The organism is Paenibacillus oralis (assembly GCF_003863965.1).
Lineage (GTDB): Bacteria > Bacillota > Bacilli > Paenibacillales > Paenibacillaceae > Fontibacillus > Fontibacillus oralis.
On sequence record NZ_RRCN01000001.1, the window covers coordinates 7,149,505 to 7,171,507 of the forward strand.

At 53.7% G+C, this 22,003-nt stretch carries 17 protein-coding genes; 7 read left to right on the top strand and 10 right to left on the bottom strand.

The annotated features are described in order from the left end of the window. Nucleotides 1-18: 18 nt before the first annotated feature. Nucleotides 19-948: an ABC transporter permease gene (locus EHV15_RS31820; RefSeq protein WP_281281733.1), complete on the bottom strand. Its 930-nt coding sequence runs from the start codon at nt 946-948 to the stop codon at nt 19-21. A gap of 445 nt (nt 949-1,393) precedes the next feature. On the opposite strand from EHV15_RS31820, the gene EHV15_RS31825 reads away from it, so the two are divergent. Further along, on the top strand, nt 1,394-2,278 hold the full coding sequence (locus EHV15_RS31825) for a carbohydrate ABC transporter permease (protein WP_128634789.1): 885 nt from the start codon (nt 1,394-1,396) through the stop codon (nt 2,276-2,278). A gap of 494 nt (nt 2,279-2,772) precedes the next feature. Here EHV15_RS31825 and EHV15_RS31830 read toward each other — a convergent pair whose 3' ends face one another. After that, nucleotides 2,773-5,025 carry a helix-turn-helix domain-containing protein gene (locus tag EHV15_RS31830; protein ID WP_128634790.1) on the bottom strand — a complete coding sequence of 751 codons (2,253 nt, stop codon included), beginning with the start codon at nt 5,023-5,025 and terminating at the stop codon, nt 2,773-2,775. Nucleotides 5,026-5,190: 165 nt separating this feature from the next. Here EHV15_RS31830 and EHV15_RS31835 point away from each other — a divergent pair, with 165 nt between their 5' ends. The 4 genes from EHV15_RS31835 (at nt 5,191) to EHV15_RS31850 (ending at nt 10,161) form a co-directional block, all read left to right on the top strand. Beyond that, complete coding sequence (locus EHV15_RS31835; RefSeq protein ID WP_128634791.1) at nt 5,191-6,186, top strand: LacI family DNA-binding transcriptional regulator; 996 nt, start codon at nt 5,191-5,193, stop codon at nt 6,184-6,186. A 317-nt stretch (nt 6,187-6,503) separates the two neighbouring features. Further along, nucleotides 6,504-7,943: a tagaturonate reductase gene (locus EHV15_RS31840; RefSeq protein ID WP_128634792.1), complete on the top strand. Its 1,440-nt coding sequence runs from the start codon at nt 6,504-6,506 to the stop codon at nt 7,941-7,943. Continuing rightward, the gene (locus tag EHV15_RS31845) at nt 7,931-9,418 is read left to right on the top strand and encodes a UxaA family hydrolase (protein WP_128634793.1); all 1,488 of its coding nucleotides are present in this window, start codon (nt 7,931-7,933) and stop codon (nt 9,416-9,418) included. The genes EHV15_RS31840 and EHV15_RS31845 overlap by 13 nt, the downstream gene beginning before the upstream one ends. A gap of 26 nt (nt 9,419-9,444) precedes the next feature. After that, a complete protein-coding gene (locus EHV15_RS31850) occupies nt 9,445-10,161 on the top strand; it encodes a rhamnogalacturonan acetylesterase (protein WP_128634794.1) in 717 nt (238 codons plus the stop codon). A 732-nt stretch (nt 10,162-10,893) separates the two neighbouring features. Here EHV15_RS31850 and EHV15_RS36740 read toward each other — a convergent pair. Both EHV15_RS36740 and EHV15_RS31855 read right to left on the bottom strand, forming a co-directional pair. After that, the gene (locus EHV15_RS36740) at nt 10,894-11,070 is read right to left on the bottom strand and encodes a hypothetical protein (RefSeq protein ID WP_178076007.1); all 177 of its coding nucleotides are present in this window, start codon (nt 11,068-11,070) and stop codon (nt 10,894-10,896) included. Nucleotides 11,071-11,313: 243 nt separating this feature from the next. Beyond that, nucleotides 11,314-12,315, bottom strand: coding sequence for a Gfo/Idh/MocA family protein (locus tag EHV15_RS31855; protein WP_246061850.1), 1,002 nt, complete (start codon nt 12,313-12,315; stop codon nt 11,314-11,316). Nucleotides 12,316-12,460: 145 nt separating this feature from the next. Here EHV15_RS31855 and EHV15_RS31860 point away from each other — a divergent pair, with 145 nt between their 5' ends. Both EHV15_RS31860 and EHV15_RS31865 read left to right on the top strand, forming a co-directional pair. After that, nucleotides 12,461-13,048, top strand: a complete 588-nt coding sequence (locus tag EHV15_RS31860; RefSeq protein ID WP_128634795.1) for a Uma2 family endonuclease — start codon at nt 12,461-12,463, stop codon at nt 13,046-13,048. A 385-nt stretch (nt 13,049-13,433) separates the two neighbouring features. After that, complete coding sequence (locus tag EHV15_RS31865) at nt 13,434-14,354, top strand: M15 family metallopeptidase (RefSeq protein ID WP_178076008.1); 921 nt, start codon at nt 13,434-13,436, stop codon at nt 14,352-14,354. 17 nt (nt 14,355-14,371) lie between these two features. Here EHV15_RS31865 and EHV15_RS31870 read toward each other — a convergent pair whose 3' ends face one another. The 6 genes from EHV15_RS31870 to EHV15_RS31895 all read right to left on the bottom strand — a co-directional run bounded on the left by EHV15_RS31870 (nt 14,372) and on the right by EHV15_RS31895 (nt 21,890). Then, nucleotides 14,372-15,328 (bottom strand): 3'-5' exoribonuclease YhaM family protein, encoded by a 957-nt coding sequence (locus EHV15_RS31870; protein WP_128634797.1) that lies wholly within the window; start codon nt 15,326-15,328, stop codon nt 14,372-14,374. A 112-nt stretch (nt 15,329-15,440) separates the two neighbouring features. Continuing rightward, on the bottom strand, nt 15,441-16,475 hold the full coding sequence (locus EHV15_RS31875) for a protein-glutamate methylesterase/protein-glutamine glutaminase (protein WP_128634798.1): 1,035 nt from the start codon (nt 16,473-16,475) through the stop codon (nt 15,441-15,443). Between the two features lie 24 nt (nt 16,476-16,499). Continuing rightward, nucleotides 16,500-17,315, bottom strand: a complete 816-nt coding sequence (locus EHV15_RS31880) for a CheR family methyltransferase (RefSeq protein ID WP_128634799.1) — start codon at nt 17,313-17,315, stop codon at nt 16,500-16,502. 3 nt (nt 17,316-17,318) lie between these two features. Then, nucleotides 17,319-19,145, bottom strand: a complete 1,827-nt coding sequence (locus EHV15_RS31885) for a methyl-accepting chemotaxis protein (protein WP_218571256.1) — start codon at nt 19,143-19,145, stop codon at nt 17,319-17,321. Between the two features lie 28 nt (nt 19,146-19,173). Continuing rightward, the gene (locus EHV15_RS31890) at nt 19,174-19,668 is read right to left on the bottom strand and encodes a chemotaxis protein CheW (protein WP_128634800.1); all 495 of its coding nucleotides are present in this window, start codon (nt 19,666-19,668) and stop codon (nt 19,174-19,176) included. Between the two features lie 26 nt (nt 19,669-19,694). Continuing rightward, nucleotides 19,695-21,890 carry a chemotaxis protein CheA gene (locus EHV15_RS31895; RefSeq protein ID WP_128634801.1) on the bottom strand — a complete coding sequence of 732 codons (2,196 nt, stop codon included), beginning with the start codon at nt 21,888-21,890 and terminating at the stop codon, nt 19,695-19,697. Nucleotides 21,891-22,003: the final 113 nt, after the last annotated feature.

Here is a 22,003-nt window from a genome sequence, read left to right on the forward strand (position 1 = left end):
ATTTATAGATTGCACTTATTAGTACACTCCATCTTCCCCGAATTTTTTGGCCAGCTTGTTGGAGAGCATCACCAAAATCAAACCGACCACACCTTTGAACAACCCGACCGTTGTACTAAAGCTTAGTTGTCCGTTCTTCAAACCGGCGGTATAGATATAGGTGTCGAAAATTTCCGCTACCTCGCGGTTCAGGGAATTAAGCATCAAATACATGTGTTCAAAGCCGAGATCCAACGTGCTGCCGATTTTTAGAATCAACAGCGTAATGATCACGGGACGGATCGCCGGCAAAGTGATATGCCACGTTTTTCTCCAGCGCCCGGCGCCGTCCATTTCAGCCGCTTCATATAGTTGCGTATCCACGACCGTGATGGCGGCCAAATAAATGATCGTCGACCATCCGAGCTCCTTCCAAATGATCTGCAGGATATACACGGTCCGCAGCCATTCCGGAGAAGTCAAAAAGCTGATCTTGTTAAAGCCCAGCGCGGCCAGAAATTCATTGATTACCCCGCCGTCCACATTCAGTAACACATACGTGATGGACACGATGATGACCCATGACATGAAATGAGGAAGATACATGATCGATTGCACCGCGTTTTTAAACCATCTGTTCCGCACCTCGTTCAGCATCAGCGCCACAATGATCGGCAGCGGAAAGAAAAATACGATGTTCATGGCAAACAGGATGAGCGTATTCCTCAGCAGCATAATAAACGTAGGCTCCGTAAACAAACGGATGAAATGCTTAAGCCCCACCCAAGGGCTTCCGGCAATCCCCAGGAAAGGCTGATAATCTTGAAAGGCAATCACCAGCCCCCCCATCGGCAAGTACTTAAATATAAGGAAATAGACAAGCCCGGGGAAAATCATCAGATACAAAAGTTTGTTGCGATTTAAGCCTTTGAGAATCGGGGAAGAGTTTCGCTTAAGTCCGGGCTCCATCCCCCCATCCATCGGTGCGACACTTGATGCTTTCACTAGAGCAACCTCCTAAAAGTTTTGTGAGCGTTACTTCCTGAATGAGCTTCGAGCAAAACTCGCTTCGGAAGCATAGGCCTAGTTTTGTGAGCATTACTTCCTGAGTAGACTTCGACAAAACTCAACTCGGAAGCATGGGCTCGGAACTATCCTTTTTACGTCCTTAAGCGTAATGGATGAGCGGCGTTCCGTATATAATCACCAGATGACAGCGGTTTCAAAATCGGCTGGGGACGGGCCTTTTCCGCGATTTAGCCTCATTTGCTGATTACGAGCTAAGCTGGTGAGCATATGCTTTTTTGCCCCCTTTTTCACAGTCCGAACAAGACCTCAATTGGGGATTATATACGTAATCCTCCTTTCGCTGGTAAGGTGAAAATGTTAAACAGACGAAGAGGAGGAAACTTAAGTGGCACAAACTTTACGCAAAAAACAGTCTATCGGCGATCGTATCTTTACGATAGTCAACAGTGCTTTGTTAGCCTTCATTGCTCTGGCTTGTCTCTTGCCTTTTGTCAATGTCATCGCCAGCTCTTTTGCTTCAACCCAGGAAATTATTGAAAAGAAATTCATCTTGTTTCCGACCACGTTTTCCCTGGACGCTTATAAGTACATTTTTTCAACGCCAACGATCTTCAGAGGATTGGGCGTATCCATCGGAGTCACTTTGGTCGGAACGCTCGTGAGCATGGCCCTTACCGCCTTGATGGCCTACGGATTATCCCGCAAATATCTGTTTGGCAGAAGCTCCATCAATTTTATCGTCGTTTTCTCCATGCTGTTTAGCGGCGGGATGATTCCCACATTTCTCGTCGTAAAAAGCGTACATCTGATTGATTCCTACTGGTCCATGATCATTCCGACCGCCATCAATGCGTTTAACTTGATCATCATGCGCAACTTTTTCCAAGCGTTGCCGGACAGCCTGGAGGAATCGGCCAAAATCGACGGCTGCACCGATTTCGGTGTTTTCTTCAAAATCATGCTGCCCCTGTCGCTGCCCTCGGTTGCAACCATCTCGCTCTTCTACGGGGTGGCGTATTGGAATACGTACATGAACGCGATTTTGTATCTCAACGACTCCCTGAAATGGCCGATTCAGGTGCTGCTGCGCCAGATCGTTATCGTGTCCAGCGGCATGCAGGGAGACAACAGTGTCGTCGATATCGTCCCGCCGGCCCAAGCGATCAAGATGGGCGTGATCGTCGTCGCCACCCTGCCGATGCTGATCGCCTATCCTTTCGTGCAGCGCCACTTCGTGAAAGGGGCCTTGCTCGGCTCGGTCAAGGGCTAACACTTCCCAGCAAAGTGACTAAAAAACTGCCTGACGGCGTTCATGGATGGCTATGATTTCTACTTTGGAAGGATGAGAAGGATGGGTATGGGGTGGAACCCCATACCCATCCTTCTTTGGTTCTACGGCGAGCACCCTTCCCCTTCTTTCTTAATCAGCAGCACCAAAAAATACAAATAAGGACATATAATGTCGTTATTCTGGCGATATCCATCATTTGAGAGAAATAGAGACAATTTATGTCGCTATTTTCCCTCATCGCAAGGAAATGCCCGCGTTTTGGACCACTCATAGGAAAATAAGTACATAAAATACCGCTAATGGGGATGAACAAGCCAGATTCCTGATAATAAGTACATAAAATGTCGCTATCTTGCAGGCCGCCTACCGGAACGGTCGATCGTTCCGGTAGGCGGTCTGCAAGCGCCGATTTCTAGATTGATCATTACAAAAAGGAGCTTTTCCGCCCATGGAAAAGCTCCTTTTTATATCCTTCAAACCGCTTGCCTCGCCTTGCGGTACTCTCCAGGGGTGACATGCTCTTTTTTGCGGAATGAGCGGATAAAGTTTTGCGGTTTATGGTACTGGAGCCGCTCCGCGATCTCCCTGACGGTCATGTCGGTTTCGACCAGCCACTTTTTGGCCATTTCCAGCCTGTAGTTCATCAGATATTCGCTAAACGTTGTGCCATGTTCCTTTTTAAAAATATTGCTTAAATAGTTCGGATTATAATGCAGCCGGTCAGCGATTTGCTCAAGCGTTAACTCCTGATCATATTCGGCCCTGACAATGACGGCGATTTCTTCGGACAGGCTGCGGAATTGCTTGTTCGTCTTATCCTTCATGCTTCTTACCATCGGAAAAATAATTTCGTCCACCAGCATCCGTTCGATTTCTTCGGGATTTCGCGTATCCAGCAGCACATGATACAGAGCGTAATTGTCCTGCTTTAGCAGAACCTCGATGCCGAGCAGCTGCTCCAGCTCAATCAGATTGTTCACGAACCGGACCAAGGCCACCTCGAAATTCATGGAATGTTTGTTCTTTTTCATCATCTCTGCGAGCAGCAAGTACAAACTGCGGCTAACCTGTTCCTCATCGCCGAGACGAATCGCATCGAAGAGCTGGGATTCCAGCTCCGCCGGATAATGAAGCAGCACCGGGCCCGAGACGCCCTGCGAAATATCCTCATAAAAGATAATCGACTCCTTGCCCAAATTAAGCCGGTGATGCAGCGCCTGTTTGCCCATTTCACAGGCTTCCTTACTGCCCGGCAAACTGCCGTACGGGTTGCTGATGCCGATGCTGATGGACACCTTCAAATATTCCCGGGCCATTTTCATCAAGGCCGTCGCTTGTTCAAACAGCGGTTTGCGGATCTCCTGTTCGGTTTTGCCCGTAAACATCAGGATCGTCGCTTGGGTCTTATCGTTCAAAATAATCGGCAGCATCCGCTGCTCCGGCGGAATTTGCTCTTCCACCAATTTATTGACCGCCAGCAGCAACACATCTTTGTCCGAAGCTTCACGTTCGCCCAAATTGTCCAATTGGATCAGCATCGTTACGTAAAGGCGGCCTTCCATCAGCCGATATCCCAGCCTGGGCAGCTTTACGTCCAGTTCGTCCGCGGAGACGCGGCCCCGGAACAGATTCATGACGAGCTGTGTTTCCAGCTGCGGTTTTTCCGCTTCCATCAGGTTTTCTAAACTTTCCTTTTCGGTTATGATCGTATCGATGGAATGAATAATCGTTTTGATTTCATCTTTGAAGCCGGTTTGATCGTCAAGCGACAGACTGCGTTTGATTTGCCGGATCGGCCTGGTAAAATAAACGGCCAGGATATAAGCCACTATGACGATCAACAACGTCAGGACCGTCCCCATCGTGATGATCCCGAACCTGGTCAGCTTCAAGGCGCCGGCGACTTCCTGTTGATCCAGCAAAGTCAGATAGATCCAGTTGTTATAATCCGATACGGCATAAATGATTTTTGGCGGGGAAGTAGGATCGCCGGCCTTTTGCAGGGACAGCACTCCCGTTGGCTCACGATCTTCGTCAATCCGGGTGATAACCTCCTTCAATTGCGCGGAAGTAAGCCCGGGGGCCTCCGGATGGCTGGTATACATGAGTTCGCCCTGCTTATTCAAAATATAAACGCCGCTGCCGTCACCGGATTGAATCGTCTGGTTCAGCGTCTCCAGCGAGATATCCGACATGGCGATCGCTTGTTTGCTCTTGGAGGACACCGGCAAAGTGTTGACGAACCGAATCCCCGTATCCGTTTTGATCCAGAACAGGCTTTGGTTTTTATCTTGCACATAGGTTGCGATAAGCTCGTTTCTCTCTTCTTCGCTCAGTTTGGCCAGCCTGCCGTTCGAAATCCGCCAGTTCTGCTCCAGGCTGATCAGCGCGTATTCCGTTCGCTCCATCCCCAAGGTGGCGATATAGTTAAGCTGGCTATTCACGTTCCGGTACGCGATGAAGTCCTGCTCCGTGATCGGATTTTTGACGATTTCACTAAACGATGTCGTTGTGCTGTACGTATCAAACGCATATTCGATCGACCGGATCTGCTGCTCCAAATTGTTTTTCGTCTGTAAAATAAAGTTTTGCTTGCCGCCGGCGATCCGTTCATTCACGGAATTGACCGTACTGATATAGATGTAACTGGCAAAGCTGACCACAAGACCAATGCCGAGCACGAGAATCGGGATGAATATTTTATAAAACAAACTTCCTTTATGCATGGGCCGGCGCTCCTTCTCTCAAGTGATCATTTTTATTATAGCGCTTACATTATTTTTGAGGCAATTTATTTTTCACGTGTGCAAAATGATATTTTACTTGACTTTAAAAGAAATGTGGATTTAGAATGAAAACGTGAAAAATTTAATTGACGAAGAAGAGGTAGTATGGTCACGATCAAAGACATCGCACGCGTCGCCGGCGTATCGCACACCACCGTATCCCGGGCGCTGAACGGAAGTACGCTGATCAAGAAGGAAACGCGCGACAAAATCGAAAAAATCGCCGCGGAGATGAACTACGTTCCGAATTTCAACGCCAAAAGCCTGGTCATGAAAAAATCGTATACGATCGGACTGTTTTTTTCCAGCATCGACCAAGGGACTTCGTCCAGCTTTCTCGTCGACGCCATCAAAGGCATCAACGCCGTGCTGGACGAAAACTACAGCTTGACGGTGCACGGGATCGACAGCATCCGCCACCTGGACGGCATTTCCCCGCACCGGTTTGACGGCATTCTCGTCATGAGCCAAAGCGACGCCGACAATGCCTTCATTTATCACGTCAAAAGCATGGGCATTCCGCTAATCGTATTGAACCGGCTGCTGGAGGACCGCAGCATTCCCAATGTGGCGGCAGGCGACCGCGACGGGGTGCGGGAAGCGATCGATTACGCCCTGGCGCAAGGCCACCGCAGGCTGGCGATCATCGAAGGCAAACCCGGCTTCAAATCGTCGGCGGAGCGCCGGCAAGGTTTTCTCGACAGCCTGCTGGCCCATGGCGTTGCGATCTCTCCCGAGTATATCGCCCTCGGGGATTACAGCATCGAAAGCGGGCACGTCATGATGGCCCGGCTGCTTTCCTTGCCCGAGCCGCCGTCGCTGGTGTTCTGCTCCAATGACGATATGGCGATCGGCGCGATGAACGCCTGCTTCGAAGGGCGGGTAGCCATACCGGACCAGGTTTCGCTCATCGGCTTCGACGACATCCTGTTTGCCAAATACACCAACCCGGCGCTGACGACGGTCCGCAGGCCGATTGCCGGCATTAGCGAACTCGGCATGCGCAAACTGATCGAACTAATGCAGGAGCCGGACGCCCAGCCGGAGCAGCTGCTCGTTCCCACATCGTTAATGGTGCGCGGTACGGTGGCGAAGGTTTAAGGGCTTAAGGGCGAAAATCTGCAAAAGTAAGGCTACAAACTACTCTAACGGTTGCCACAACCGCTATTGGTTCCTAAAACGCTGGTTTCAAATTTTAACGGTTGCCGCCGCGCTTATTTCACTTAAAACCGGCTCTTTTTACCTGGAATAAGGCAAATAACGTTGCTCACAACCGTTAGGATTTAGAAAAGGCCTTTTTTCGGAAAATAGCGGCTACTACAACCGTTAGATTTCCGGCACAGCCGATTCTCGATTTTCACGCAAAATTGTTAACGTGTGCATCAAATCTATACGATTCAGCAAAGGAGCGATGACGGATGACGCGATTGCTTTCCAGAACCATGTACCCGGATTTGCCTTCCTATCCCGAGCGTGTGATTCAATTCGGGGAAGGCAACTTTATGCGCGCTTTTGTCCCGTGGCAGCTGCAGCAGATGAATAAGCAAGGGCTGTTTCAAGGCAGCGTGGTGATGGTCAAACCCCGGAACAGCCCGGTGAGCGAGGATTTCGAAAAGCAGGACTGCCTTTATACGGTCGTGATCAACGGCATCGCCGGACAAAAAACGGTGCGGGAACGCGAGATCATCACGAGCGCCAGCCGCCTGATCAGCCCTTACAGCGACTATGAAGGATTTTTGGCTTTGGCCGAAGACGATAACCTGGAATTCATCACGTCCAATACGACCGAATCCGGAATCGCTTACAATCCTGCCGACACCCTGAACGACCGCCCCCCCAGCAGCTTTCCCGGCAAGCTGACGGCCCTGCTCTACCGGCGTTTTCGGCTCGGGAAAAAAGGCTTTGTCATCCTCCCCTGCGAGCTGATCGACCGCAACGGCGAAAGACTGCGGGAAATCGTGCTCCGCTACGCCGCGGATTGGGGGCTCGGCGAACCTTTTACGGCCTGGCTGGACCGGGAAAATACGTTTTGCTGCACCCTGGTCGACCGGATCGTCACCGGTTATCCGCGGGAGCAAGCGAGCGAACTGGAGCGTGAATTGGGCTATCAAGACCGGTTGATGGTGGCCTCCGAACCGTACCTGCTTTGGGTAATCGAAGGCCCGCCCTGGCTGCCCAAGCGCCTGCCGCTCGTCCAGGCGGGATTAAATGTTGTTTTTACCGAGGATCTGAAGCTTTACCGCGAACAAAAAGTCCATCTGCTGAACGGCCCGCACACGGCGATGGCTTCCCTGGGGCTGCTCGCCGGGCTGCAATCGGTGGAAGAGCTCATGAAGGACGCGGATTTTTCCGTGTTCGTGCGGCAGTTGATGGATGACGAGCTGCTGCCGAGGCTCCATTTGCCCAAACCGGAACTGCAAGCTTATGCCGGGACCGTGCGGGAACGGTTTATGAACCCGTTTGTCCGGCATGAACTAGGAGCGATTTATTTGAACAGCATTTCCAAATTTACAACCCGTCTGCTGCCCGTCCTGCTGCGTCATGTGCAGGAAACCCGGAAGCTGCCGAGGCTCATTACCCTCTCCTTCGCCGCCCTGCTGCTTGGTTATCGGGGAGACCGCCTGGAGCGGAAGGACAGCCCGGAAGTGCTGGACGTTTTTGACGAGGCCTGGAAAACCTCGGATCCGAACTTGTTTATCCGGATCATCTTGAAGAGCGAAGTCCTATGGGGATTGGACCTGTCGGACATCCCGCAGCTTACCGAAGCCCTGAAGGACGATTTAAGGCAGCTTGACGAAATTGGTTGCCGCGCCGCCCTGCGGCAGCGTTTAGGAGGAGAAATCACATGCAACGACTGATGAAAATGAACCCCCGCGACACGGTGGCAGTGGCTCTGCGCCCGATTGAGGCCGGGGAAGAAATCTCGTTTGATGCTTTGTCCATCAAGGCCCGGGAAGCGATCCCGCAGGGCCATAAAATCGCGCTTGCCGATATGGCGGCCGGCTCCGCCGTCACCAAATACGGTTATCCGATCGGCCGCGCGGCGGCGGATATCGCGCAAGGCGATTGGGTGCATACCCACAATGTAAAAACCGGTCTGGCCGGGGAAGAAACGTACGAATACCATCCCGATCTCCATCCGGTCACTTATCCCAAACGCAATCTGACCTTTGACGGCTATCGCCGCCGAAACGGCAAAGTCGGCATCCGCAATGATTTATATATCGTACCGACGGTCGGCTGCGTCAACGGCATCGCCGAGCAGATCATCGCCGAATTCAAGGCGCTGCATCCGGACCTCGGCCCTTTCGATAACGTGACCGTGCTGAAGCACCCGTACGGCTGCTCGCAGCTCGGCGACGACCATCGGATGACCCGCAGCATTTTGTTGGACGCCGTAGGTCATCCCAACGCCGGCGGCGTGCTCGTGTTCGGCCTCGGCTGCGAAAACAACGTGGTCGCCGAGTTCCGCAGTCTGCTTGGCGATATTGACGAAAGCCGGGTCAAATTCCTCGTCGCCCAGGAGGTGGAAGATGAAGCGGAAGCCGGTGTGGCACTGCTCGAAGAGCTGTATGAAGCAGCCAAGCACGACCGGCGTGAACCGGTGCCGGTCAGCGAGCTGAACGTGGGCCTGAAATGCGGCGGATCCGACGGATTTTCCGGGATTACGGCCAACCCGCTGCTGGGGGCGTTTTCCGATTTTCTTATCTCCCAGGGCGGCTCGACGGTGCTGACCGAAGTGCCGGAAATGTTCGGCGCGGAAAAAATGTTGATGGCTCGCGCCGCAAACAAGGATGTTTTTGCGCAAATCGTCACCCTGATCAATGACTTCAAACAGTATTTTCTGTCTCACGGCGAGCCGGTGTACGAAAATCCGTCCCCCGGCAACAAAGCCGGCGGCATCAGCACCCTGGAGGACAAATCGCTCGGCTGCACGCAAAAGGCGGGAACCGCTCCGGTCGTCGACGTGCTGCAGTACGGCGAGAAGCTGCGCAAAAAAGGCCTCAGTCTGCTCCAGGCGCCGGGCAACGATTTGGTCGCAAGCTCGGCACTTGCGGCCGCGGATTGTCAGCTCGTCTTGTTCACGACCGGGCGGGGAACGCCGTTCGGCAGCTTTGTCCCGACGGTGAAGGTGGCGACGAACAACGAGCTGTTTGCCCGCAAAGGGCATTGGATGGACTTTAACGCCGGCCCGCTGCTGGAGAAACCGATGGAAGAAGTGCTCGAGGAGTTCATCGCCTATGTGATCGCGGTGGCCAGCGGCCAAAAAACGCGGAACGAGCAAAACGAAGTGCGCGAGCTGGCGATTTTCAAAACCGGAGTTACGTTGTAAATCGGACCCACAGGAGGAATGGGAAAATGAAGATCACCGTATATATCGCCGGAGATTCCACAGCTGCGCTAAAAGGCGCCGCCGAAAAGCCAATGACCGGCTGGGGCGAATACCTGCAGGATTATTTCGATTCGTCTGTCCAGGTCGACAACCGCGCCATTAACGGGCGCAGCAGCAAATCGTTTCTGGACGAAGGCCGGCTTGCCGACATTGAACGGGATTTCCGGCCGGGGGATTACTTGTTCATCCAGTTCGGGCACAATGACGGCAAACAGGAGGATCCCTCCCGTTACGCCGATCCGGAAGAAGCGTACCCTGGCAATCTAAAGCGGTATATCGCCAGCGCCAGACAGCGCGGCGGGACGCCGGTGCTGCTGACTTCGGTCAGCCGCCGCCGGTTTCTCGCGGATGGAAGCCCGGATCCCGAAGCCGTGGAGGGGTATCCCGAAGCGATGAGGCAGGTCGCCGCGGAAACCGGAACGCCGCTGCTCGATATTTTCGCGGCATCCCAGCAGTTGTACCGGGCGCTCGGCGAGGACGGGTCCCGGCATCTGTTCATGCATCTGCCCGAAGGGGCCCATCCCAACTATCCGGACGGTATTCGGGACGACACCCATTTTTCCGACACCGGGGCCCGCCACATCGCCCGACTTGTCGCCAAAGCGCTCAAGCCCTCCCCTTCCCTGCCGGAATTGAAGCTGCATTTGACCGGACTTACGGAAGTAGCACAGGAAAGGAAATGACCTGGACAATTTGGATGCCGCGCACTAAAAATGCCCGAGGCCGGGGGCCTCGGGCATCCATCGTGTGGGCGTTGCACAAAACGATTCTAACGGTTGCCCTGGCGCTTATTTCGCTTGAACCCAGCTAATTTTGCTTAAATTCAGGCAAATCACGTCGCTCACAACCATTAGAATGTAAAAAAGGTCTTTTTTCGTAAAATAGCCGCTGCTACAACCGTTAAATTTCCGGCAGGCAATAGTATCGGCTCGAAAACCTGCCTCTGGCGGGAAATTCTTCTATACGGTACTCCCCCGAGCCCTCTCCCTATCCTGGAATTAGGCGGAGGTGGGTAGCTGTGATTGGAAAAAATCCAATAGATTAACGGACTTTGTACGTAAATTTGCACTCTCATTGGAAAATATCCAATAGATTCTGCTAAAATTGCCCGTTTTGCCCCCTACCGAGACTCTTCTATTGGAAATATCCAATCAGGCGGCCGTATTTACCACCCAATTTCCAATTCTATTGGATATATCCAATCACAACTTTACTGTATATCAAATCTTCGACGATATCGTCTCCTTATGGCGATGTCTGGCCTGACGCACGGTGAAGAGCAGAAGCAGCAGGGTGAACAGCACCAGGACGAGGCAAGTGGCGAATCCGAGGGCCTGCCAATATATTTGCTTCAAAAAAAATAACATATTTTTATATATGTTATTTAACATTATATGAATATGAGATTATCCGATTTATCCCGAATATTCCGACAGCTTGTCGATTTCCTGGTACAACTGCTCCGCTTCCACGGCCAGCCCGGGCTGACCCAGCCTGATCGACGTCGCGAGCAGCCGGTCCGCTTTCTGCTTCAACCGTTTCATCTCCACCAAAACAGCCTCCTTGTCCATTTCCAGAGAAGAACCATTCACACGCGATAACCCCTTTCAAAAAAATTCCCATTCATCTCATCTTTAACCAATTTACCGCATTTTGCATTAATGGCATTTTTAAGGAGTTTTGAATTGGCCTCTTTTTTTGGGGGTACAACCGCCAAAACCATGAACACGCAAGCGGACCGAACATGGAAGCAGACCGCGCCTCAGTGGTTGCTGAGGAACGGCCCGCATGGCTTTCCGCCGTCATCCGGCGGCAGCAGTTCCGGCGCTCCGGCGCTAAAGCGATTCGGGGCGAACCGCGCCGCCTTCGCGGGCGGAGCGGTACGAGGCCTCCATCAAAACGGTCAGTTCGACGGCGGCCCGGATGTTCTCCTCGGCCTCCGTACCGTTTTGGATATGGCCGACCCATTGCTTAAACGCGCTTGGGAGGCTGCCATGAACCGGCAGTTCATGCCATTTTGCCGCGTATTCCTCCCCCTTGGCGCGCGTCCGCACAAGCAACTTCTCCTCCGGCGTGCCGTACAGCAAGCTGCCGTCAGTGCCGTGCACCTCGATCGTAAACGGCGAGAAGCTGTTGACGAAGCCGGTTTCCACGATGCCGACCGCTCCCGATCCGGTGCCAAGCAGCACCGCGGCGTTATCCTCCACCGGCTTTCCGGTCAAAGCGCCGAAGCGAGCCGACACCACCACCGGGAATTCGCCCAAAAAAAGCCGCGCCAAATACATCGGATGGCAGCCGAGGTCGATCAGCGCCCCGCCGCAGCAATCCTCCAGGCTGTAAAAATGCTCCGGCAGCCAGCCGGCAATCGCCCCGTTATGGGATAGGCGCACACGCACCTGCGTCACGCGCCCCAGCAGTCCCTCCTTCAGGGCCTGCAAGATCGCCAGCGTATATCCGTCATTGAGCCGCGGCAAAGAAACCGTCAGCTTCACGTTGTTTTGCCGGACTTCATCCATGATTTCCCTTGCTTCCCGCAAGGTAGGCGCCAGCACCTTTTCCGTAAAAATATGCTTACCCGCCCGGGCGGACTTGACCATCACATCCCGATGCATCCGGGTCGGCGCATCGGCGATCACCGCGTCGATCCCGCTGTCCAGCAGTTCCTCCAGCGAAGCATAAAAAGGAACGCCCAGCTTTTCCGCTTCCGACCGGCCTCTTTCCGGATTTTCGTCCCACACTGCCGTAATTTCCGTATCCGGATGAGCGAGCGCCTCCTTGGTATAATCCCAAGCGTGCACATGCCAAAAGCTGATTTTCCCGATTCTGATCTTTGCCAAGACAATCCCTCCTACGAGAATATAATAGAACTTTCTTTCGCGGTAGTGATCAAAGTCTCACATCCCGCGCCTCACTTCAGGTAGGCTGTACGCCCTTATCCGCATGGATTAAAATAGAAGTAAATACGCCCTAAGGAGGTCTAGCATGAGCGAAAAGAAGCAGGACAAACCGCGCACCTTCGTCAAAGAAACTCCAGGCAGCTATTGGATCGAAGAGCGATTCGAAATTATCGGAGGCGTACGTTACGATTTTCTGTCCTCACCCAAAATATCCCACCAAATTGTAGTGACGGAATTAAATGCATCGATCAGGGAAACCTGCCATTCCCAGGGGATCACGATCGTCGGGCCGATGGACGTCCATCTTGACGAGGAGAACATCGTCCAGCCTGACCTTATTTTCATCCGACACGAGAACCTGCATATTATCCGCGACGGTTTTGTCAAAGGCGCTCCCGACCTGCTGATTGAGATCCTCTCTCCCAGTACCGGTTCCAAGGATAAAGTCGTCAAAAAAACGCTGTACGAGCGGTTTGGCGTCAAAGAATACTGGATCGTTGACCCGCTGTACGCCACGGTCGATCAATTTGTGCTTACCGACGGAGCATACACGCTCGCCGCCACGTATGACGATCAGGGAACGATCACTTCGCCGCTGCTCCCCTGTCTTTCCATCGATTTGAACCGGCTGTTCCGGGAAGCCTTGCGGTTTGAGGAGAAGCCTTCCGGCTAATTATGTCATTATGTTAACCGCCGCTAGTTGTTCAAGACTCGGGCTGCTGAAAAATTCAAGCTGAAACATAAGGGAAAAAAATGGCGTTATTTCGGCGATCCCCCCGTGTTGAGAGAAATAATGGAAATTTATGTCGCTATTTTCTCAAATCGCAGGGAGTTGGACGCATTTTGTACCGTTCATTGAAAAATAAGGCCATAAAATTCCGCTACTATGGTTGAACATGCTCAATTCCGGAAAATAAGACCATAAAGTTCCGCTATTTTAAATGAGTGGGACGAATAATTGCAAAAGCCAGTCGGACTTGACGGTTAGCTTCAAAAAGCTCTCTCCTTGGGGTAGTATTACCTTAAGATTATGTAAGAAAGGAAAGGAGCACTACAATATGTTATCCCGTAATCGCAGGCCCGCCCGCCTCGATACATCCGTTCCGGCTCAATCCCGGGCCCGAACGTCCCGGTCCACCCGGCGCAACTGGCGGCGAGCTCTCCTGTTTGGCCTGTCCGCGCTGCTGCTGTTCGTCAACTGGAATACCGCCGGGACCGGCAAAACCGCAGCAAGCCCGGACAAGGCCGCCGTAGCCGCGCAAGCGGAAAAAGAAACGGCCGCCCCCGGTTCACCGCAAAGCGGACCTTCCCCGGACGCATCGCCAGACGCATCGCCGGGCGAATCTGTCGAAAAGCTGAATCAGCTGCCCAAAGGCAAAGGGTTCGTATATCTCGATGAAGTGATCCCGGATGCCGTTTACGACATCCGTTATTATACCGGGGACAACTTTATCGGCGAACGGATCGACGGCTATAACGGCCCTTTTGCCATAACGACTTTACGAGCGGCCCGCGCTTTAAAGAAAGTCAATGACGATCTGGAGAAGCAAGGCTACCGGCTCAAAATCATCGACGCCTACCGCCCGCAAAAAGCGGTCGACCACTTTGCCGCCTGGTCCAAAAAACCGAAGGACACGCTGATGAAAGAGAAATTTTACCCGGACGTCGACAAGAAAAACCTGTTCAAGCTCGGCTATCTCTCCTCCAAATCCGGCCATTCCCGCGGCAGCACGGTCGATCTCACCATGGTGTACAAACGGACCGGAGAAGAGGTCGATATGGGCAGCCGGGTCGATTTCCTGGGGCCGATTTCCGCCCACGGAGCCAAAGGGCTGACCAAAGAGCAGCGCAAACACCGCTACATCCTGAAAACCGCGATGGTCAAGCAAGGTTTTAAATCGTACAGCAAGGAATGGTGGCATTACACGTTAAAAAACGAACCTTATCCCTCGACTTATTTCGATTTTGACGTGGAATAGCCGGGCCGCAGGATTACTCACCACTTTAAACGATAGATCGCCTTGTTCTCCAAACCGCGGATGAACGGCGTCCAATCCTCGGTCTCCGGCGTCGTATTCAGCGCGTCCTCCACCATCTGCAGCTTGGCGTCCAGCGCATCGATATGGTGCAGTGCGACGGCTTCGGCCATTTGCGGCTGCACCGGGCTCCCCCATTCGCCCAGGTTGTGGTGCGACAGCACCAAATGCTGCAGCCCCAGCACCTTCGGCGAATCGGGATCAACGCCAACGCGGAGCGCCGCCTCGGTGATCCAGCTCGAGGCCATCGCGATATGCCCGACCAGCTTGCCCTGCACGCTGTATTCGGACACGATGCCGAGCTGGGCGACCATTTCCTCCGGCTTGGCGATGTCGTGGAGTATAATGCCCGCCTTCAGCAGATCGCGGTTCAGGAACGGCCGCTGCCGGCACAGGAAATCGCCGATTTCCAGCATCCGCACCATATGGTACGCCAGCCCGCCGAAATAAGCGTGATGATGAGTTTTCGCCGCTGGATAATGGGACAACTTCTCCTTCACCTTGCCGACGCAATATCGAACGATCTCGCGAATTTCGTCATCATCGATGTCCGCGATAACCGCCTGAATCGTATAGATCAAATCGTCCGGTGAAATCGGCGCGGAGCGGATAAAATCCGTGAGCGCCACGCCATCCTCCGCTTTGGCCGGCCGGAGCTGCATGATTTTGACCTGCAGCTTTTCCCGGTAGGTTTGCACAACCCCGCGCACCTTTACGAGCCCCATCGGAAAAAACGTCTCTTTGTCCGTCTGCGAAGCGTCCCAAAATTTCGCCGGCATCTCCCCGGTTGCGTCGCATAATACGATGTCCAAATAGTCCTTAGGCGGATTCGCGTTCGTCTGCTTCACTTCCAGCTCCTTGAGCAGATAAAAGCCGACGAATTCATCCTGGTTCTTGAGCTGCTTAATTAAAGTCACTTCCAAATTCCTCCCCCAAATGATACATCCATTATACTACGGGATCGGGCAAACCGGCATGGAGCAAAAAAAAGAGCCCTCCCGTCCACCCGGGAGGAACTCTCTGCCTGCCTTAATCCTCAATCACCGCCGAACATAACGCCCGCGCCATCCGTTCCAGCGAAACTTGCTTATCGACCGCCCCCAGCTCATAAGCGACTTTGGGCATGCCGTACACGACGGATGACGGCTCATCCTGCCCCAGCGTGCGGGCGCCCTTGCGGCGCATGGACAGCAGCCCTTTGGCGCCGTCGTATCCCATGCCGGTCAGGATCACGCCAACCGCCCGCGAGCCGCATTCCTTGGCCGCCGATTCGAACAGCACGTCAATCGACGGACAATGACCGTTGACCTTGTCGCCTTCAAAACACTCGACCTTGAACCGTCCGCCCACTTTGCGGAGGCGCATATGCCGGTCTCCGGGTGCGATCAGCACTTTTCCCGGCTCCACGACGTCCCCCGATTCCGCTTCCTTGACCGTAAATTTCGTGCTGAGATTCAAGCGGTCGGCAAACATTTTGGAAAACAGCGGCGGGATATGCTGTACGATCACCATGCCCGGAAACGACGAAGGCAGCTGTTTCAAAATATGCGAAATGGCCTCCGTCCCCCCGGTTGAAGCGCCGATGGCTACGATGCGGTCGGCGATAAACGGCTGCTCCGGGATGGTGGCACCGGTTCCCGCAGTTCGGAACCCGGGCCGCACAACATTCGTAACGGCGGCGATCTTCACCTTTTCGATCAATTCCCGGATAAACAGCTCCACGCCTTTGGGCGACCTTGGATCCGGCTTGCCGACAAAATCGACGGCCCCGGCGTTCATCGCCTCAAACACGGCGTCGCTGATCGTGCTCACCACGATGACAGGCAAAGCGTATTGCGGAAGCAGGCGGCGAATGAATTCAATCCCGTTCATCTTCGGCATTTCCACGTCGCAGATCATCACGTCCGGGCGCAGGCTGACGATTTGGTCGCGGGCGTCGAACGGATCAATCGCTTTTCCGACAATCTCAATATTCGGATCCGATGAAAGACCCAGGGAGAGCACTTCCCGGTACATCATGGAGTCATCAACGATCAGCACGCGCAATTTCCTGGATACTCCCATACGATCTCCTCATTTTCACAAATCTTATTCTTTTCGATAAACCGCGGGCATCACGTATTTGAACGGCGTCGTTTCCCGCTGCAGCGATTCGGAATGGCCGATGAACAAATAGCCGCCCGGCTCCAAATGCCTGTAAAACTTGTCCACCAAAGCCTGCTTGGTAGGCGCGTCGAAATAAATCATGACGTTCCGGCAAAAAATGACGTGAAACCTCCGCTTAAACGGAAACGCCGGCTCCATCAAATTAAATTTGCGGAAAATAACCTCTTTTTTTAATTTATCGGACACGACGCTGTACATTTGATCCACCCCGGTGAAATATTTCATCCGCCAGGCGGGAGGAAGAACGGCGATGTCTTCATTGGCGTATACGCCCCTCTGCGCTTTGTCCAAAATTTGCCGGGAAATATCGGTGGCCAGCACCTGCGAATCCCAAAGCGGCTTGTTCCGGGCAAAATATTCATCCATCAGCATCGCCAGCGTATAGGGTTCCTCCCCCGAGGAACACCCCGCGCTCCAAACGCGGAGGTCCTTGTCTTTTACCGCGGCTTCCAGGTAAGGGAGCACCTTGTCGCGAAAAAACTGAAAATGATCGTTTTCCCGCATAAAAAACGTGTGGTTCGTTGTGATTTTGTCCACCAGCGTCATGACCGCTTCTCCGGTCCGGTCGGAGATGATGTATTCAAAATAGTCCTTAAAGCTGGTGAAGTTTTTGCTCATCAATACGTTGTTCAGCCTGCCCATCACCAGCGCCTGCTTCTCTTCCTTGAGGTGAATCCCGTAATGGAGCTGGATGTAATCCGACAGTTGCCGAAACTCCTGGTTCGTAATGCGGATCATACCTCAATATTTTCCGAATTCCGAGTCGCTGAGGAGAATTTTGGGCGCCGCGGAAGCGCCGGAAGGCTCGTGGTTCCGCTCTTTATGATTCATGTTCTCCAGGACGCGCAGCACGTCGGAATTCAATTCCTCAAGTCCGCCGCTGTATCCCGCAAAACCTCCGTATCCGCTGCGCTTCAGCTTAAACTGCGCAACCTGCTGCTTCAAGAGAGCCGCCTGGCTGGACAGCTCCTCGCTGGCGGCGGCGCTTTCTTCCGAGGTCGCCGAGTTGGTTTGGATAACTTGGGACACCTGCGAGATGCCTTGGTTGATTTGCGTGATCGCGGCCGCCTGCTCCGTCGAGGCCATCGCGATATCGCCAACCAGGTTGGCCACTTTTTCGATGTCGCCCACGATCGATTGCAGCGCTGCGGCCGTTTGGTCGGCGATTCTCGTGCCTTCCTGCACTTTGTCGATCGACCCTTCGATCATATCCGTCGTTTCCTTGGCCGCGTTCGCCGAGCGGGCCGCAAGGTTGCGGACCTCCTCCGCCACGACGGCGAAGCCTTTGCCGTGCTGGCCGGCCCGGGCGGCTTCCACGGCGGCGTTGAGCGCCAAAATGTTCGTCTGGAAAGCAATTTCGTCGATGACTTTGATGATCTTCGAAATGTTGCTCGAAGCGTCGTTGATTTCGCGCATCGCCGTCAGCATATCCTTCATCTGCTCGTTGCCCTGCAGCGCGCTGTTTTTCGAATCGGCCGCGAGCTTGTTCGCTTCGTTCGCGTTTTGCGCGTTCAGCTTCGTCTGCGAGGAGATCTCTTCCAGCGAGGCGGTCAGTTCCTCGACGGAGCTGGCTTGCTCGGTGGCCCCTTGCGACAGCGCGATGCTGGAATCGGACACCTGCTTCGAGCCGGAAGCCACCTGGTCCGCGGCCGTATTGATGCTGGTCAATATCTCGTTGTTGCGTTCGATCATTTCCTGGATTTTTTTACCCATCAGATCGTTTTCCGACCTTACCTTCACCTGCACGGTCAGATCCCCGCTCGCCACCATCTCCACCGCCTGGGCCTGCTCGCGGATGCTGGCGATCATGCGGGCAAACGACAACATCAATTGACCGATCTCGTCCTTGCTCTTCGTCTCCACGTTGATGTTTACATTGCCCAGCGCCAGCTCATCGGCCGCCTCGGACAGCTTGCGGATCGGCTTCGTGATGCCGAGGACGATCAGGAAAGCCAGGCCGATGGCGATCAGCGTGATGACGATAATAAGCGTGGTCAGGATGGTGATCGTGCTGGCGTACGTTTTATCGCCGGCATCGCTCGCCAGCTGCGAATGATTCTGATCATACTTAACCAATTCGAGCAAAGAGTTCGAAGCCTGATCGAATAATGTTTTGGATTCCCCGCGCAAAATTTCCATCGCTTCATCCGCTTTATTTTGATCCATCAATCCGATAATTTGATTGCTGGCCTGCAAATAACCGGCCCAATCCTGTTTGAAGGTGTTGAACAGCCGGGTGTCCTCGTCGTTTTGGAGTTTCTGCTCATAACCGGTAATCAGCTCTTGCAGCTCTCCCCCTTCGGTGCCTAAACGGTCTTTCAACTCCTTCAATTCTTGGGGATTGCCGGCCGCAAGGACGATCCGCAATTCGGTGACCCGGTAATCGGACGTGCGCGTGTTCATGGAATGGGCCGAATCCATCGCCGGCAGCCAATTTTCGCTGATGATCGTGGACTGCAAATTGACCTTGTTGACCGAGTTGATCGAATAGATGCCAAGGCCGACAAGAGAAAGTACCAAAAAGCTAAAGGACAGGATTAATCTTGCTTTGATCGTTAGCTTCATCATTTTCCATAACCCCCGTTGTGGTATTCGCTTACAGTTGACTTAAATTTTCGGCTTCATCATGATGAATTAGCTTGTCGCCGTCCAGCAGCAGCTTGACTTCGCCGCCTACTTTTCCCACCCCTTTGATAAAACCTTGCTGGTTGCCGCTTTTGATTTCCGGCGGAGGAACGATATCCTCTTCCGCAATCGTTACGACCTCGGCGACGCTATCGACGATCAGCCCGATCGAAATGTCCTTCATATCCACGACGATGATACAGGTCCGGTCGTTATACTCCCGGAACGGCTTTTTAAAGCGCAGCCTCACGTCCATGACCGGAATGATTTTGCCCCGCAAATTGATGATGCCGCGGATATGCTCCGGCAGCTCCGGCACCTCGGTGATCGCCTGGATGCCGATGATTTCGGTGACGTATTTGATTTCGATGCCGTAAACGTCGCTCCCGATCATAAACGTGAGAAACTTCCCTTTCTGCGTGTCGTCGTCCTGCTCCAGCGGCAAGCTTGACTCTTGATTCGCCATGTCTCCTTCTCCTTTGCTTGGTTGTCCTATGATGCCGATGCCTTGACGAGTCCCCCGACATCGAGGATCAGGCTGATGCTTCCGTCCCCGAGCATCGTGCAGCCGGCCAAACCCCCGATGTTCCGGATTTTGCGGATATACGCCGGCAAGCTCTTGACCACAACCTGCTGCTGCCCGATCAATTCGTCGGCAAAAATGCAAAACGGGGTCCCGTCCTGTTCCACCATGATCAAAATCCCGTCTTCCATCGCGGTAATCCCGGTCTTGACCTTATACCGTTCGTAAAGGCGCAGTACGCCGTAGCACTGTCCGCGCACCATAACCATTTCGTTGCCGTCGGGATCGGTGACCACGCTGCCGGGGGCGGCGCGGAACGATTCCTTGATCGCCGTCGTCGGGATCGTATATCTCGCCTTTCCCACCTTCACGTTCATGCCGTCGATAATCGCCAGCGTCAGCGGAATGCGGATCGTAATCGTCGTTCCTTCGCCCGCCGAGCTGTCCACCGACACATTGCCGCCGACGCTTTCGATATTGCGCATCACGACATCCATGCCGACCCCGCGCCCGCTGTATTCGGTAATGACCTCTTTCGTGGAGAAGCCGGGGTGAAAGATCAAATTGTAAATCTCGCGGTCGCTCATCTCCGACTCGTCCTTGAACAGCATTTGCCGCTCGCGGGCGCGCTGCAAAATTTTCGCTTTGTTCAGCCCCCGGCCATCGTCGCGTACGATGATGAACACCTCGCTCCCGACGTTTTTCGCTTCAAGGGTCAGCGTCGCGGATTCCTCCTTGCCCGCCGCCAGGCGTTCCTCCGGTGTCTCGATGCCGTGGTCGATCGCGTTCCGCACAAGGTGCATGATCGGATCGGAAATATGCTCGATGATGTTTTTGTCCACTTCCGTATCCTCGCCAAGCAGTTCCAGCCGGACCGACTTATCCTGTTTTCTGCACATATCCCGTACGATGCGGTTCATCTTTTGAAACGTATTAACCAGCGGCACCATGCGGATCGACATGACCTTGTCCTGGATTTCGCCGGTGATCTTCCGTAAATGCCGGGCGGCCTTCTCAAACTGTTCAAGCTCCAGTCCGGCCAATTCCGGGTTTTGCGTGACCATCGATTCGGCGATGACGAGTTCGCCGACCAAGTCCATCAACTCGTCGAGCTTGGCCAAATTCACGCTGATGAAGCTGGAGTGCTGCGAGGCACTAGCTCTGGCGTTATCCTGCGTTTTGGCCTCCGGCGGCTGCGGAGTGCGGGCGGCCGCTCCCGGCACCGGGTAGGGTCCGGCGGCGCCCGGCTCGGAAGGGGCGGCTGGGGCAGGGGCCGTAGAAAGCGCTGCTGCGTGCCCTGGAGAACGTGCCGCCGCAGGCTCTCCTGTTCGTGCTTCCGCTTCAGGTATCGGCCGAAGCGTCTCAGCCGCGGCGGCTGTCTCAGCCTCTGGCTCGGCCCGGCTTTGTTCCGGCAAATCGATCATTTCCAAATGCTTTAAGGATGGCGCCTGCGACAGGTAAGAAGCTACCGTGTCCGCGGATTCGCCGTTCCGGAACAGAATTTGGAAGCCCTGCTCTCTTATGAGCGAGGCAGTTTCCGGATTTTCGGCAATGTCCTCGGGCCAGTAGGCGAAATGCTCGGTCATTTCCTGCAGGCTGTGAACGACTTGATATGCCCGAACATTTTCCATGTTGTAATCGTCATCGAAATAAAGAACGGCTTTTAAATGAGCGCCGGGGGCGGAATCCTCACCGTCCTGACGTTTGCCGGTCTCGGGGCCTTCAAGAGGGGAAACGGCCGGCCCGGCATGCTGTGCGGCTTTTAGTTCTTCCAAATATCCGGTAATGCTGCTTTTGAGCGAAGATGCGTCCCCGTCGGGGGAATCGCCCTGCCTGATCTTATACAGCTCAAGCTTAATGAAATCGCCCCCCTGCAGCACCAGCTCGGACAATGCCGTGCAATCGGCCAAGCGGGGCTGATGTTCGCGGATAAACGCAAACAAATCTTCCATGATGTGCGACAAAGCCGCGATGTTATCGAAATTCATCATCGTGGAGGAGCCTTTGATCGTGTGCATAATGCGGAAAATGTCGTGGATGGCGGCGGACGGAAAAGCGTTAAGCTCTTCGCATTCCAGGATGATCTGTTCCAACTGCTCGAGCAGCTGCGAATTTTCGTGAAGATAGACTTCTAATAACGGATCGCTATTCTCTCGTTCTGCCATAAACTATCTCCCCGTTTTACATAATTCGACACTATTGATGTTTTTTCGACAAATTTCAGGCATAAAAAAACTCCTTCTTCATGAACCTTCTAGCGAAGAAAGAGAACCCGAAG